We start from the raw sequence: 13,073 nt of genomic DNA, 5'->3' as shown, positions 1-13,073 counted from the left end.
GCACGGCGTCAGCACCAGCGCGAACTCGGCCATCGCTTGGCCGGGATGCGAGCGACGAAGCGTAGCGCGCCACCGCCGGCGCCACAGCTTGATGCGGCCTGCGTCCATCTGACTACTGGACGACGCGCATAACGGCTTTGCCGGGCACCGTCATCGACGGCAGGATGCCCATGAAATTGACGAGTGGCGTATATGACGCGCTGGTGTTGACCTGGGTGTAGAGCAGGCGATGGCTACCGGCGCAATCGGTCTCGAGGCAAGTCGAGGCGCTGCCGTCGGAGCATACGCAGAAGTGAGTCGCGGTGGCGGTCATAGCGACGAGATTGGGCGCGTCGTTGGTCGCGGCAGCCTGCATCCCGGCGTTGTCGGCGGCGGTCGAGAGATTCTGCGAGCCGTATTGAACGCCGGCGCGGGCCGCGTTGGCGAGCGAAATCGCGATGTAGAACACGCGACCCGTTTCGACGACGACGAGGAACATCATCAGCAGCAGCGGCAGGCGAGCTCGACCGAGGCCTGACCGCAGCCGCGATGCGAGCGGGTCCAACTTGATGTGCGCCGGGTGGTCATTCGGCGAGGATTGTTCCTCTAATAGGTGAGCCGCCCGCCAACGAGGAATAGTTGCTGCCGATGGAGGAGTTGCCGCTGACTACCAATTGGTTCGCGACGACGATGCTGTAGCCGTTGGCGCTGCTGTTGCCGTTGAAGGTAAGCTGCGTCGTTGGAAAGTACACCGAGCCGTCGAAAGTCGAGCTCGAATTCCCGCTGATCGTGCTGCCTGCAGCGGTGGTCGGGATCGAGCGATCCTGAAAGAACAGGATTCCCGCGAGCGGGCCCGAGGTCGGCGCACTGAAATTCGACTGCGAATTGCCGTTGAGAGTAATTGCGCCGTAACCACCGGTGCCGGTTGTGTTGTAAAAGGTGATTCCGGCGCCGGTCATCACCGCGTTGGCGTTTATCGACATTCCGCCACCAGCGAGAACGTAAGTTCCCGGGTTGAAATGCAACCAGGAATTCCCCGTTACGCTTATACCGCCGCAATAGGTGCCGGGGTAAAGCTGGTAGGGACTGCCGGGGCTCCCGGTGGTTCCGTTCAGCGAAAACCTGGTGTGGGCGCATGAGCCGACGGTCGGCGCGGCCACGTAGGCCAGCGGATCGGTCGCGGCAATCACCCCGGTCTTCGGCGTCGGCGTAAGGATGGCGCCGCCACTGGTGGTGTAATTGCCCACGACCCCGATAGTCGGCGCGTTAATCGTCACGCTGCCGACAGCAGTGATACCGCTGGAGGAGCTCGAGTCCACCATCAGGCCGCAGCCGCTCTGTACGTTGGCGTTGCCATTGGTCGACAGCGCGCCTGAGGCCGAGGGATCGAGCACGTAGATGCAGTTGGGGCCGTGGCTCTCGTAGGCGACGGCGCGCGCCGACACGGTCATCGTGCTGACTCCGAGCACGCGCAGAAAGTAAGTCGGCTCGGGCTTGGTGACGATAGCTTCGACGTAGGCGCTGTTCGAGGCGTTCGGTCCGGTGCTCGGCGGATTGTTCATCGCCACGGTGACGCTGCCGGCGCCGTCGGTGTATCCGTTGGTGGCGGCGTCCGCTTTGCCTGCGGCGACCACGTCGCCGTAATTCAATTCCTCGGCGCCGGCCATCGCCGCGCTGTCGGCCGCGGTCTGCATCATGTTGCGTTGATGTTGCATGAAGCTGAAATCGGTGACGACGGCGATCATGCCCATGAGCGCGATCAGCGAAACGCAGATCAGCATCACGACCTGGCCGCTCCCGCTCGCCGCCAAATTGACGATTTTGTTCGTAACTCGACTCACCGCTTTGCGAGGCGTTTTCTGAACATTGGTCATCATCAACTTTTCGCTCAAACGTACAGAGCACCGCCCGTGCCATTGGATTAGTCCTCCCAACGCGACAGTGCGGGCGGCAAACTGTCTCAAGGTGAGTGCGGGGTGTCCGGCTCTGGAGCAGTTGAAGAAGCAATAATCGTCATTAGTCAGACTGAAACATCATATGACGTAACGAGGGTAAATCTTGTCTTGGGCGGATGAATAGATGAATTATTCTTGACGACTCGTTCAGTAAATTTTAATGTGGCTTATTAGTGAAAGCGCGGTATCTTCGCCGCGGCTGCTAATCCAGGAGGTCATTATGCGAAGGTTGGAGAGTGTATCGTCATGGATCTCGACGATCTTGGTGACAACTGTACTGCTCGCGACTGGAGTGTTCTGCCCTCCGAGTTACGCGCAGGTCAAGCCGGGTGACTTCATCACGCCTGAGAATGCGGAGAAAGTTAGAGACCTCGTGGGCCCTGGTGTCTACTACAAGGTCGAGCGCGGCATGACGATGAAGATCGTGCCTACGCAGCGCGTCGATTGGCCGCCTCCATACAAGGATGCGACCGAGAAGTATTCCTCGCAGGTTCGTCTTTCGCAGGACAAAAGGTCGGTGGTCGGCTTTGTCGCGGGTCAGCCGTTCCCGTTGATCGATGCCAACGACCCCGACGTCGCCGTCAAGATCATCTGGAACAACGTCTTCCGCCCGATCACCTCGGATGACTACGATCTGCGATTCTACGACTGCGATTCCGAGTACGAGAAGAAGGGCGCGCAGACCAGCCAGGTCGAGTATTTCCAAATCGGACATTACGCCGGCTACGATCTGGTCGGCCGTACCGAAGTGGAGCCTCTGCCGACGGATCCGGATTTCAAGACCACCGGCCGTTACTGGCTGTTCGGCCTGTACCCGATTCTTTCTCCGCAGGAAATTCGAGGAACCGGATTCATCCGGTGGCGTTACGCCGATCCAAAACGTGGCGACGACATCTGGAGCCTTAATTCCGGTTCACGCCGCATCCGCCGCGTCAACGAGTCGATCATGAGCTCGTCCACGACCAGCGGAACCTCGGCTCACGCGTGGGATCCCGATCATTACTCGGGCTTCAATCCGAAGACCGAACAGTATTTCTACAAATTCCTCGGCGAGAAAAACATGCTCGCGACGATCCACGCGGAACATTCTCCGGAACAGCGATGCCCCACTGATGGCGGCGCCAGCGCATGCCCCGAGGCGTGGGAGATGCGCCACATGTACATCGTCCAAGCGCTGCCCGACCGCTCGCGCGTCAACGCGCTGGACTCGCGCACCGTCATCTTCATGGACAGCGAAATGTGGTTTGAGCCCTACATCGACACATACGACCGCGCCGGCCATCTCTTCCGCTCGCACATCTACTGGCTGGCGACTCGCGATCGCCCAGTGCCCGACGCCAAGGTCGCAATCTATCCGTTCAAGCGATCATTCGTCGTAGGCGCGGTCTCCACCGACGTGCAGTCGGGCCTCGCTACGATGTGCTATCTGCCCGGACTCGAAACGCCAGAGCGTGAATGCTGGTACATCAACATGGGAGCGGTAGATCGCAGCTTCTTCACCACCGACGCGATGTTCCGCGCGGCATCGTTCTAAGGCGCCAGCGTCAAGCGGCAACTGTCTGCAACAAAGCGGGCGCGGTGATCAATCACCGCGCCCGTTGTCTTTCTTCTCCGGAGCGAGTTGCTGCGAAAGGCTACACAATTCGCTTCTGGCCGTGCTTGAAGCCGCCTTGCTCGCCGAGTGCTTCGTTGCCGCGCTCGGGCTCTATGCGCTGGGTCTCGCGCTCGCGTTGGGGGTCGCGATCAGGTTCACGGCGGCGTCCGCGAGGCTGAGCCTCTCCGCGCGGCTCGCGCCGCGCCGCGCTGTCGGCCGGCACTATCTCGATCGAGCGCAACTGACCATCGCCCGCCGAGCGCGTCGTGAGCATCGGATCGTCTTTGAGCGCCAGATGGACGACGCGGCGATCGCGCGGGACCATCGGCTCGAGTCGCACCGGCTTGTGCTCGCGCTTGGCCTTCTCGCCCATCGACAGCGCCATCCGATGCAACTGCTGGCGGCGGCGCGCGCGATACGATTCGGTCTCAAGTGAAATCGGCGCCGCGTCCTTGATTCGACGCGCCAGAATGCGGTTCACGATGTACTCGAGCGCGTCGAGAGTCTGGCCATGGCGTCCGATGAGGATTCCCGAGCCGTCGCCCTTGATTTCGAGCTCGACCGTCTCCGCGTCCACTTCGATTTGGCGGACGTCGGTCCGCTCGCCCATCTGCTCGAGAATCTGCTGGAGGATAACCGTCGCTTCGCGGCGCTGCTCCTCGACGCCGACGCTTTTGCGCCCCGCTACGCCGCCCTCGTCGTCGCTGGCAACTGGATTCTCTCTGCGCGCTCCGCTGTCGTTGCGGCCTCGACGCTGATTCTCGCGCTCGCGCCGATTTCCGTCAGACGCGCCCTCTTTGCGCGCTTGCGGTGCTGGCGCAGGTTGCGGATTCGACCCCGCTTGCGCGCTCTTGCGCGTTACTCGCACCCGCGCATTGCGCGCGCCCAGTCCAAGCACGCCCGCGCGCGGCGTTGCGAGCACTTCGATCGCGACTTCGTCCTCGCGCAGGCCAAGCTGTTCGAGCGCTTCCTTGACTGCCTCTTCCACCGAGATGCCCGTGATTTCTATCGAGTCCATCTTTGCTCATGTCGCAGGAGTGTATTGTTGGAATTCGCGGTTGAGAAAGTATTGCTGGATCACGCCCAGCAGGTTGGACGAAAAATAGTACAAAGCCAGTCCGGCCGGAAAGTTTATGAACATGACCGTGAAGATCAGCGGCGTCAGCATCATCATCCGCTGCTGATTCGGATCAGGCGTGGTCGGCGTCATGTATTGCTGTAAAAAGCTGGTCACGCCCATCAGCAGCACCAGCACCGGCAGACCGTGGCAATTCATCAGCGGCAGTTGTGGCAGGCCCGGCACGTGCAAGCAGTCGGGCGTGGAAAGGTCGTTGATCCAGCCGAGGAACGGCGCGTGGCGCAGCTCGACCGAATTCAGCAGCGCCTCGTACAGCCCGATGAAAATCGGCAACTGCAGCGCCATCGGGGCGCACCCGCCGAGCGGGTTGACGTGATTGCGCTTATAGAGATCCACCATCTCCTTCTGCAACTGCTCGTTGTTGTCCTTGAGTTTGTCGCGCAGCCGTTGAATCTGCGGTTGCAGGCGCTGCATCTTCATCATTGAGCGCTGACTTCTGATCGATAGCGGCAGGAACGCGATCCGGATCGACACCGTCAGTAAAATAATGTCGACGCCGTAGTTGGGAGCGATGTAATGAAATAACTTCAGCGTGCGCAGAAAAATCAGCGCCAGGATTCCGAAGAAGCCGAAATCGATCGCCTTGTGCAGCGCCGGATTCACCGCTTCCAGCGTCTCCAGCAGCTTCGGCCCCATGTAGATTTCGCTATGAATCTGCGATGCGCCGTCGAACAACAGCTGCGCGATCGCCTCGTCGCCCGCGTAAGCCATCGCCAGCTCGCCTGCCGTCGGCGCCTGCGGCAAAAAAACCGCCAGGAAATAGCGATCGCCGAAGCCCGCGTACGTGATCGGCCCCGTCACCGGCGGCACTCCCTTCTGCAAGTTCTTCTGGTTCTCGGTGATCACTTTGTCGGAAACGTCGGCCTGCAACTCAGGGATATCGCGGAACCCCTGATGAGCCGTCAGCGGCTGGCTCATCGATACGCCAAGCTGACTCAGCGCAGGGCCGCCCGCTACCGCAACGTCCATCGAAAACAGGTAGCTGGACGGCTTGAAGGTGAAGGTCTTGGTGATGGTGGCGCCGTCCGCGGTCTTGGCGACAAAGGTCGCGGTCGCGGCCGCTCCGAGAGCCGGCTGAATTTTTGCGGGAGCGGTCGTGTCGTAACTGAGATCGGAGTCGTCGAAGACATTCCCGTCGCGCGTCATCACGGCACCGAGCGGCAGATGGCCGCCCGGCTGGACTTGCACCATCTCGTAGGGCGGGCTGTCCTTGGCGGCAGCCTGCCGGTAGCGATTCAGGAGGAAACTTTTCAGCCGCGCGCCACGAGTCGTGAACACGGCAACGTAAAAGTCGGAATCCACCTCGACAGTCCTCTCAGGCACCAACGCCATCGAAGGCGTCATCGCAGTGGACGGCTGCCCAGTGGATGCAGCCGTGCCTACAGCTCCAGGAGCCAACGCGCCGGGAGTCCCCGGCAATGCGGTCGCCTGTCCAACGCCGAGCGCCTGTCCCTGCGCAGCTTTCGCCGCCTTGGCCTGCTCGGCAGCCTGCTGCTGTTGCGTAGGGGCGGGAAAAAATCGCTTCAGTACCAGCTCCTGGTAGGCAACGACCAGGATGATGGACAGAATGACCGCAAGCAGTACTCGACTAGAATCCAACTTGGTTCCTTATTCCCCGCCTCTTCGCTCGTCCGCTCGCACCCGCACCGGATCGTAGCCATGCCCGCCGAGCGGGTTGCATCGCGCGATTCGCCACAGCGCCATCGCGCCGCCGCGAATAATCCCGTATTTCGCGATCGCATCGCCGGCGTAGACAGAGCAACTCGGCTCGAAGCGGCAGGCCGGGCCGTTGAGCGCATGGAGCACCGGCGAGATCGCGGTGCGATAAATCGAAACCGCACCGACCGCGACGAGTTGAGGAGACGCCTTCAATCGACCTGCTGTACGAGCAAGTGCCATCAGCTACGCCCCGCGATTCGGCCGCTCAGATTACGCGCCGCCATTGTAAGTTCACTGCTGATAGCCGACGATTCGAGCGCAGCCGCGCCGCCGCGCGCGATCACTACGAGCGACGTCCCTGATGGCAGCTGCGCACGCATCTCCTTTCTAAAAAATTCGCGCACGCGGCGCTTCATCCGGTTGCGCGCAACCGCATTGCCGATTCTGCGCGATACCGTCACGCCCAACCGCGAGCGAGCGGGGTCGGCGTCGAGACTGCCGGCATAGAGCACGAAGTGGGGGCTCTGGAAGCGCACGCCGTTTCGCTGGAGGCGCAAAAATTCGGCGCTTCGATGCAGCCGGTCGGCGGCGGCGAAGCTCAATTGCGCGCGCACTGGAGGTTAGCCCGGCTGCTTGGGCGGGATCGAGATTGCGAGGCGCGCGCGGCCCTTGGCGCGGCGGCGCTTGAGCACCTTGCGTCCGCCCGGCGTGGCCATCCGCGCCAGGAATCCATGAGTTCGTTTGCGACGGCGGTTGTGAGGTTGGTAGGTCCTTTTCATTGCTCGGTGGCTCGCGGCCGGCCTTCACTCGGTTTGCATTTCGACCGATCCGGTCGGTTAGTAGGTCGGGTATCTTCGTACCGGCTTGATCTTTTTCAGGTGGAATAGGTTCGAACGACCCCGAACACGCAATCGAACCATACCGCGCGCCATTGAGCAAGCGGCTTGGGCCAGATGCGCGGCGGCATACGGCGATTTGCACTACTCTGCTTTCAACCGGGAATCGTCGTCCTGTACGCAAATAGAGTACGAATACCGATCGACATAAACGTTACCGCTATCGGCTTTCTCCGCTTCGATGACGGTCGCACGATAACTCTCGCAGCTCTCCTGCGATGAGAAATGATCGACGTGCTCCCACTCCGACAGGGGAGTCTCGCGCTGCAACCCCCGCCGCGCGCAGTCGATTGAAGGCGCGAGCAGGATCCAGCCCGCCAACACGAGCGATGCGACAGGTCCGGGCCTCATAAGATCGCTTATCGCGGTATTCAGGCCCGCCCGCAAGGAAGGTCCAGTCTGGGCGGACACAAAATTTAGAACCTAAGGTCCCCCACCCGCCGCGCGCGGACGAGCGCCAGCCTCCCCCGACGAACGTGGGAGCACCAATTGAAGGTCAGGATTGCAGGCGGTGCGGGGTCACCCCCGGGCCACGGAAGCGTGAAACCGACGGCGGGTTTCACGTACAATCAAGTTCCTTCTTGCTATGTACGCCTCTGACACGATCGTCGCGCCTGCTACTGCGCCGGGAATCGGCGCGGTGGCGATCGTGCGGCTGTCTGGGCCGCGCGCATTGGAAATCCTGGGTGCGATCTTTCGTCCTGCGCATTTCGCTGAACTAACGCCACGGATGATGCGGCTGGGCGACGTTGTCGATCCCGCGACCGGCGCTCGTATCGATCGCGCGCTGGCGGTAGTGATGCCGCGTCCGGCAAGCCTGACCGGCGAGGACGTCGCGGAAATCCAATGCCACGGCGGTCCTTTTGTGGTCAGGCGCATCGTTGCGCTTGCCGTCAGCGCAGGCGCACGCATTGCCAAGCCGGGGGAATTCACACGCCGTGCGTTTCTGAACGGCCGGATTGATTTGGCGGAGGCCGAGGCCGTTGCCGATATTGTCGCAGCGCGTAGCGATTCAGCACTGGCGATTGCGATCGAGCAACTCTCGGGAGCGCTTTCGGCACGCGTGGCAGAATTGCGCGCACAGGTCATCGCGATTCGCGCGCATTTGGAAGTCGAAATCGATTTCTCGGACGAAGACATCCGCCTGCCGTCGCGGCGCGAGGTCGCTGCGGAAATCGAGCGCCTGATCGCCGACGTGGCCGTATTGCACGACAGCTTTGCGCGCGGGCTGCTGATGCGCGACGGGGTGCGCGCGACGATCGTCGGCAAGCCCAACGCCGGCAAATCGAGCCTTCTAAATTTGCTGCTGGGCAGCGACCGCGCGATCGTTACTGCAATCGCGGGCACCACGCGTGACGTGATCGAGGACTCGGTGCAACTCGGGCCGTATGCGCTGGTCCTCAATGACACCGCGGGCGTACGCGAATCGACTGACGACGTGGAGAGAATCGGGATTGAGCGCACGATCCGCTCGGCGCGAGACGCAGACCTGCTGATCGCGATGTTCGACTCGTCGCGGCCGCTCGAATCGGCGGACCTCGACGTGATTCGGTTGACGGCCGGCCGCCCGGGGCTCGCGATACTGAACAAGCGCGATCTGCCAGCCGCAATTTCGGCGGCTGACCTGCGCGAGCGCGGGTTGGGCCTTCCGATCTTGCCGTTCTCCGCGATTAACCTGGACGAGGGCACGACACTGCGCGCTGAGCTGAGCAAAGAAATCGTCGCTCTGATTTCTGGTTCCTCGCTGGTGGGTGTAGGCCCAGAACCCTCACCTAACCTTTCCCGTAACGTAACGGGCGAGGGATCAGAAGCAGCCACCGCAGCTTCAGCCGGTAATCAAATTGCGATCTCGCGCGAACGGCATCGTGACGCGCTCGCGATGGCGCTGGCGGCGCTCAAGAACGCCCGCACGTCCGCGCTTTCGCTGATGCCGCCGGAAATAGTCGCCGTCGATATAATGGCGGCGGCATCGGCGCTCGGATCGATCACCGGGGAAGTCAGCGGCGAGGACGTGCTCGACGCAATCTTTCGCGACTTTTGTATCGGCAAGTAGCAGACAACAGAATCGGCAAAAAGAAACGGGGCCCGAATGGGCCCCGCTGTCATCAAGACATCTGGCGGCGCGTGATCGTTAGATCTTCGCCTGCAGGAAGAATGCGATCACGAGCGCGTACAGGGTCAGCGCTTCGATGAACGCGAGGCCGATGATCATCGGCACGAAGATCGCGCCGGCGCTGTTGGGGTTGCGGCCGATCGATTCCATCGCCGAGGCCGCCATGCGGCCCTGGCCAAGCGCGCTGCCGAATGCGGCGATTCCGATGCCGATGTTGGCGGCGATCGCGATCAGGCCTGCGCGAAGCGGTGCGCCCCCGCCTGCGGCACCTGCCGTTTCCTGCGCCATCGCAAGCAGCGGTGACGCGAGGATGGCTATGCCGGCCACCGTCACTATGGTACCAATCCTATGTTGTAACATTTCGATCCTCCTTCTGTTTCGCGCGCCCCGGGTGCCGCGGCCGGCCACCTCTCTTCCTCTACCACCTCGAATTCCGGACGGAATCCCTTGGCACGAAAAATTCCTTTCTAATGATCGTGGCTCGCGGCCATTCGAACGTAACTCATCGAAAGAACGACGAAGATAATCGCCTGGATTACGCAGACGATCGAGCCTAGGGCGTAGAACGCAAGCGGTACGATCAACCGGGTCAGCCCCGTGAAAATGCTGAGCACGGTATGGTCGGCAAACATATTGGCGTAGAGACGAATGCCGAGCGAAAACGGACGGACCAAGTTGTCGACCAGTTCGATCGGAAGCATCAGGACCGCGAGCGGCAGATACGGTCCGAGAAAACTCTTCAGATACCTGACGCCGTTCGATGCGAAGCCCTGGTAGATGAAGTAGCCGAAGCAGATGGCGCCGAGCGCGAAGGTGAGGTCGGAATCGGCGGTAGGAGGTTCCATCCCGGGAATCAAGCCGAAGAAGTTGGCGAACAGGATGAACATGAAGATGGAGCCGAAAAACGGGACCATCGCGCGCGACCCGTGCATCTCGGTGACTTCACTGACGAAACCGTCGAGCCATTCGACGATCATCTCGGAGATCGAGCGGATGCTAATACCTTCGTCGGGGATTACCGGGTCGGCGGCGCCCGCAATCGAGGCGCGCGCGATAAATCCAAAGACGATCAGGATGCCCATCACGATCCAGGTGCCGAGCAACACCTCGGGAATCCTGCCGCCGCCGAGCAATTCGAGGAAATTTACCGACTTCTGCAATTGAAATTCTCCGACGAGGCGATTTTAGCTGGCGCCGCGGAGCGAAGCACGCGTGGTTTCAATAATGATAGCGGCCATCTGAGTCAAGACGCCGAAGCCGAAGCCCATCCCGTCAACGCGCGTGCGAGTGAAAACGAGATAGACGAGGCCGATGATGATGAACAACTTCAGCGGAATCGCGAGAGCGCCCAACTTGGCGGCGGCGGCTGAAACTCCAGCGCGAGACGCGGCGAGCAGCAGACCGCCGAGCGCAGACAGTATCCACAGATTGGCGATTACGACGCTGCCGCCGAGCATGCATCCTACGGCCACGGGCGCGGAGGCGAACAAAGCGAGAATCGCTGAGCTGACAACCACGAGGATGAAGTTGGTGCGCTGGATCGACGCAATCGTCGGGATTGACCACGAGAAGGTCATCAGGCGCCGAATCTTTCCGCTGCGCGAGCTTTCGCCTTGGCGGCTTCTTCTTCGCGATTGCGCGAGGGTGCGTTGGTCTCCAGCGAGCGAAGCAGACGTGCCGAGGCCCCGGCTATTTCATCGATTGCGGCCATGAACGGGCCTTCGTTGGCCTTCGATGGTTTGTTGAAGCCGGAGATTTTGCGCACGAACTGAAGCGAGGCGGCGCGAATCTCCTCGTCGGTGACGGGAGGCTCAAAATTGTAAAGCGTCTTTATATTCCTGCACATTGGATAGACCTCGATCTGTCGAGATATTGAGAACTCTCCGAGCGGCAATCAAGACTCGCGGTTCTCGCGTTGGAAGAGGGCGAGTTCCTGGATCAGCCGGTAGAAGCCAATGAAGACTCCCAGCAGGAACATCACGAGCGTCAGCCACGGGTCGGTGTGGAAATAGAGATCGAGATAATGCCCTAGTAACGCGCCGGCGATCATCGGCCACGCGAACTCGAAGCCGATCGCGGCGAAACGGATCATTCTGCCGGGGCTCATCGCCATCGTTTTTTCAGGATTTACCCGTAGTGAGGGCGTGCAAGGAATCGCTAGCGGCGGCGATCGTGCGGTCGATGTCGGCGTTGGCGTGAGCCGTCGAAAGAAACATCGCCTCGAACTGCGACGGCGGGATGTTTATGCCGCTAGCCAGCATCGCGTGGAAAAATTTGGCGAAACTGACCGAGTTGGAGGTGCGAGCTTCGTCGGCGTCGCGCACACGCTCGGGACCGAGGAACATCGTCAGCAGCGATCCCGCGCGATTGACGCATCCCGGCTGACCGGTTTTCTTGAGAGCGTCGCGGAGTCCGGCTTGAAGGCGGGCGCCGGCGGCGTCGAGTGCGGAGTACAGATTGCTCTCCTTCAGGATACGAAGCGTCTCGAGGCCGGCGCGAACAGAAAGCGGATTTCCCGACAACGTGCCCGCCTGGTAGACCGGACCGACCGGCGCGAGCAAGTCCATGATCCGCGCCGGGCCGGCGACGGCGCCGACCGGCATCCCGCCGCCAATTATTTTTCCGAGCATGATGAGGTCGGGCGCGATGCCCATGCTTTCGGCGACGGAGCCGAAGCAGAGTCGAAACCCGGATATAACTTCGTCACAGATTAGAAGCGCGCCGTTGGCGTGCGCGATTTCAGCAAGAGCTTTCAGCGAGCCGGGGTCAGGAATTACCACGCCCATGTTGGCGGCGACCGGCTCGACGATTACGGCGGCGATTTTTTCGGGCGCGGCGCGAAATAAACCTTCGACTGTCTCAATCGAGTTATATCGCGCAACCATCGTCATCGCGGCGACCGCCGAGGGAACGCCGCCGCTGTCGGGTTGACCAAGAGTCATAGCGCCCGAGCCGGCACGCACCAGCATCGAGTCGCTATGCCCGTGATAGCATCCGTCAAACTTGATTATGTTTGGGCGCCCGGTGGCCGCGCGCGCGAGCCTGAGCGCGGTGAGGCCAGCTTCGGTTCCCGAGCTGACGAGCCGTACCTTTTGCGCGCATTCGATCGCCGACGAGATCAATTCCGCGAGCTCGACCTCCAGTCGTGTCGGTGCGCCGAAGCCGAGGCCGAGTCGTGCCTGCTCGGCAATCGCTTGAATGACGCGCGGATGAGCATGTCCCAGGATCGCGGGGCCGTAGGAGCACACGTAGTCGAGAAAAATATTTCCATCGGAGTCAGTGATTGTTGCACCGCTGCCACTTTCTATGAAAATTGGTGCAGCGCCGACGGCTTTCCACGCGCGGACGGGAGAATTCACCGCACCAGGAATTTTAACACTGGCGCGGTGGAAGAGTTCATCTGATTTTTTGCGTGAGGTCATCGTAATTCCGTGAAGATCGCGTGCGATCGAAAAAAAATTTTTGATCGCGAAGAAAAATTTGACTCCGCGCGGTCAGCCGGAGACAAAATTGCGGCGCGACGCGAAAAATTGAGATCGCGTGCGATGGCTTCCAGAGCAGCTTTGCGCGATCGTAAGATCGACGCTAAATTTCGCGTTCGTTGTGCGCGATCACTCGCGCGCGAAATTTCCTTTACGATTCGCGCGCTTCGCGACAAATTTTTTTCCGCGCTTGTCCTCATCGCGAAATAAGTTTATCACGTTCCCTTGGCCGCAAACTTCCTACTTGCAAGAACCAC

The 13,073-nt window shown here is 61.0% G+C and carries 16 protein-coding genes; 2 read left to right on the top strand and 14 right to left on the bottom strand.

Going from position 1 to position 13,073, the window contains the following annotated elements; genetic code table 11:
* Positions 1–112: 112 nt before the first annotated feature.
* Entirely contained in the window at positions 113–544 is a 432-nt protein-coding gene (locus VJX68_RS16300) for a TadE/TadG family type IV pilus assembly protein (RefSeq protein WP_324096778.1), read from the bottom strand.
* A gap of 19 nt (positions 545–563) precedes the next feature.
* Positions 564–1,820: a pilus assembly protein TadG-related protein gene (locus VJX68_RS16295; protein WP_324096777.1), complete on the bottom strand. Its 1,257-nt coding sequence runs from the start codon at positions 1,818–1,820 to the stop codon at positions 564–566.
* Positions 1,821–2,154: 334 nt separating this feature from the next.
* On the opposite strand from VJX68_RS16295, the gene VJX68_RS16290 reads away from it, so the two are divergent.
* Complete coding sequence (locus VJX68_RS16290; RefSeq protein WP_324096776.1) at positions 2,155–3,468, top strand: DUF1329 domain-containing protein; 1,314 nt, start codon at positions 2,155–2,157, stop codon at positions 3,466–3,468.
* 100 nt (positions 3,469–3,568) lie between these two features.
* On the opposite strand, the gene jag is transcribed toward VJX68_RS16290, so the two are convergent.
* From jag to VJX68_RS16260, 6 genes are all read right to left on the bottom strand, one after another.
* Positions 3,569–4,546: an RNA-binding cell elongation regulator Jag/EloR gene (jag, locus tag VJX68_RS16285; protein ID WP_324096775.1), complete on the bottom strand. Its 978-nt coding sequence runs from the start codon at positions 4,544–4,546 to the stop codon at positions 3,569–3,571.
* Between the two features lie 6 nt (positions 4,547–4,552).
* Positions 4,553–6,265: a membrane protein insertase YidC gene (yidC, locus tag VJX68_RS16280; protein WP_324096774.1), complete on the bottom strand. Its 1,713-nt coding sequence runs from the start codon at positions 6,263–6,265 to the stop codon at positions 4,553–4,555.
* Between the two features lie 9 nt (positions 6,266–6,274).
* On the bottom strand, positions 6,275–6,565 hold the full coding sequence (gene yidD, locus VJX68_RS16275; protein ID WP_324096773.1) for a membrane protein insertion efficiency factor YidD: 291 nt from the start codon (positions 6,563–6,565) through the stop codon (positions 6,275–6,277).
* The gene (gene rnpA / locus VJX68_RS16270; protein WP_324096772.1) at positions 6,565–6,939 is read right to left on the bottom strand and encodes a ribonuclease P protein component; all 375 of its coding nucleotides are present in this window, start codon (positions 6,937–6,939) and stop codon (positions 6,565–6,567) included. The genes yidD and rnpA overlap by 1 nt, the downstream gene beginning before the upstream one ends.
* Positions 6,940–6,945: 6 nt before the next feature.
* A complete protein-coding gene (gene rpmH / locus VJX68_RS16265) occupies positions 6,946–7,104 on the bottom strand; it encodes a 50S ribosomal protein L34 (RefSeq protein WP_324096771.1) in 159 nt (52 codons plus the stop codon).
* A gap of 201 nt (positions 7,105–7,305) precedes the next feature.
* Positions 7,306–7,572 (bottom strand): hypothetical protein, encoded by a 267-nt coding sequence (locus VJX68_RS16260; protein WP_324096770.1) that lies wholly within the window; start codon positions 7,570–7,572, stop codon positions 7,306–7,308.
* 235 nt (positions 7,573–7,807) lie between these two features.
* Between VJX68_RS16260 and mnmE the strand changes: the two genes are divergently transcribed.
* On the top strand, positions 7,808–9,274 hold the full coding sequence (mnmE, locus tag VJX68_RS16255) for a tRNA uridine-5-carboxymethylaminomethyl(34) synthesis GTPase MnmE (protein WP_324096769.1): 1,467 nt from the start codon (positions 7,808–7,810) through the stop codon (positions 9,272–9,274).
* A 78-nt stretch (positions 9,275–9,352) separates the two neighbouring features.
* On the opposite strand, the gene VJX68_RS16250 is transcribed toward mnmE, so the two are convergent.
* The 6 genes from VJX68_RS16250 to hemL are packed head-to-tail and all read right to left on the bottom strand — an operon-like array spanning position 9,353 to position 12,756.
* Positions 9,353–9,742, bottom strand: coding sequence for an ATP synthase F0 subunit C (locus VJX68_RS16250; protein WP_324096768.1), 390 nt, complete (start codon positions 9,740–9,742; stop codon positions 9,353–9,355).
* Between the two features lie 59 nt (positions 9,743–9,801).
* On the bottom strand, positions 9,802–10,494 hold the full coding sequence (gene atpB / locus VJX68_RS16245; protein ID WP_324096767.1) for a F0F1 ATP synthase subunit A: 693 nt from the start codon (positions 10,492–10,494) through the stop codon (positions 9,802–9,804).
* 24 nt (positions 10,495–10,518) lie between these two features.
* On the bottom strand, positions 10,519–10,911 hold the full coding sequence (locus VJX68_RS16240) for a hypothetical protein (protein WP_324096766.1): 393 nt from the start codon (positions 10,909–10,911) through the stop codon (positions 10,519–10,521).
* Positions 10,911–11,180, bottom strand: coding sequence for a DUF2277 domain-containing protein (locus VJX68_RS16235; RefSeq protein WP_324096765.1), 270 nt, complete (start codon positions 11,178–11,180; stop codon positions 10,911–10,913). Before VJX68_RS16235 ends, VJX68_RS16240 begins: the two co-directional genes overlap by 1 nt.
* Before the next feature lie 48 nt (positions 11,181–11,228).
* On the bottom strand, positions 11,229–11,441 hold the full coding sequence (locus VJX68_RS16230) for an AtpZ/AtpI family protein (RefSeq protein WP_324096764.1): 213 nt from the start codon (positions 11,439–11,441) through the stop codon (positions 11,229–11,231).
* Positions 11,442–11,454: 13 nt separating this feature from the next.
* Entirely contained in the window at positions 11,455–12,756 is a 1,302-nt protein-coding gene (gene hemL / locus VJX68_RS16225; protein WP_324096763.1) for a glutamate-1-semialdehyde 2,1-aminomutase, read from the bottom strand.
* Positions 12,757–13,073 lie beyond the last annotated feature (317 nt).

Source organism: Binatus sp. (SeqCode) (assembly GCF_035272065.1).
GTDB lineage: Bacteria > Desulfobacterota > Binatia > Binatales > Binataceae > Binatus.
Note: the sequence above shows the minus strand (reverse complement) of the source record. Positions and strands in the feature narration are given on the sequence as shown.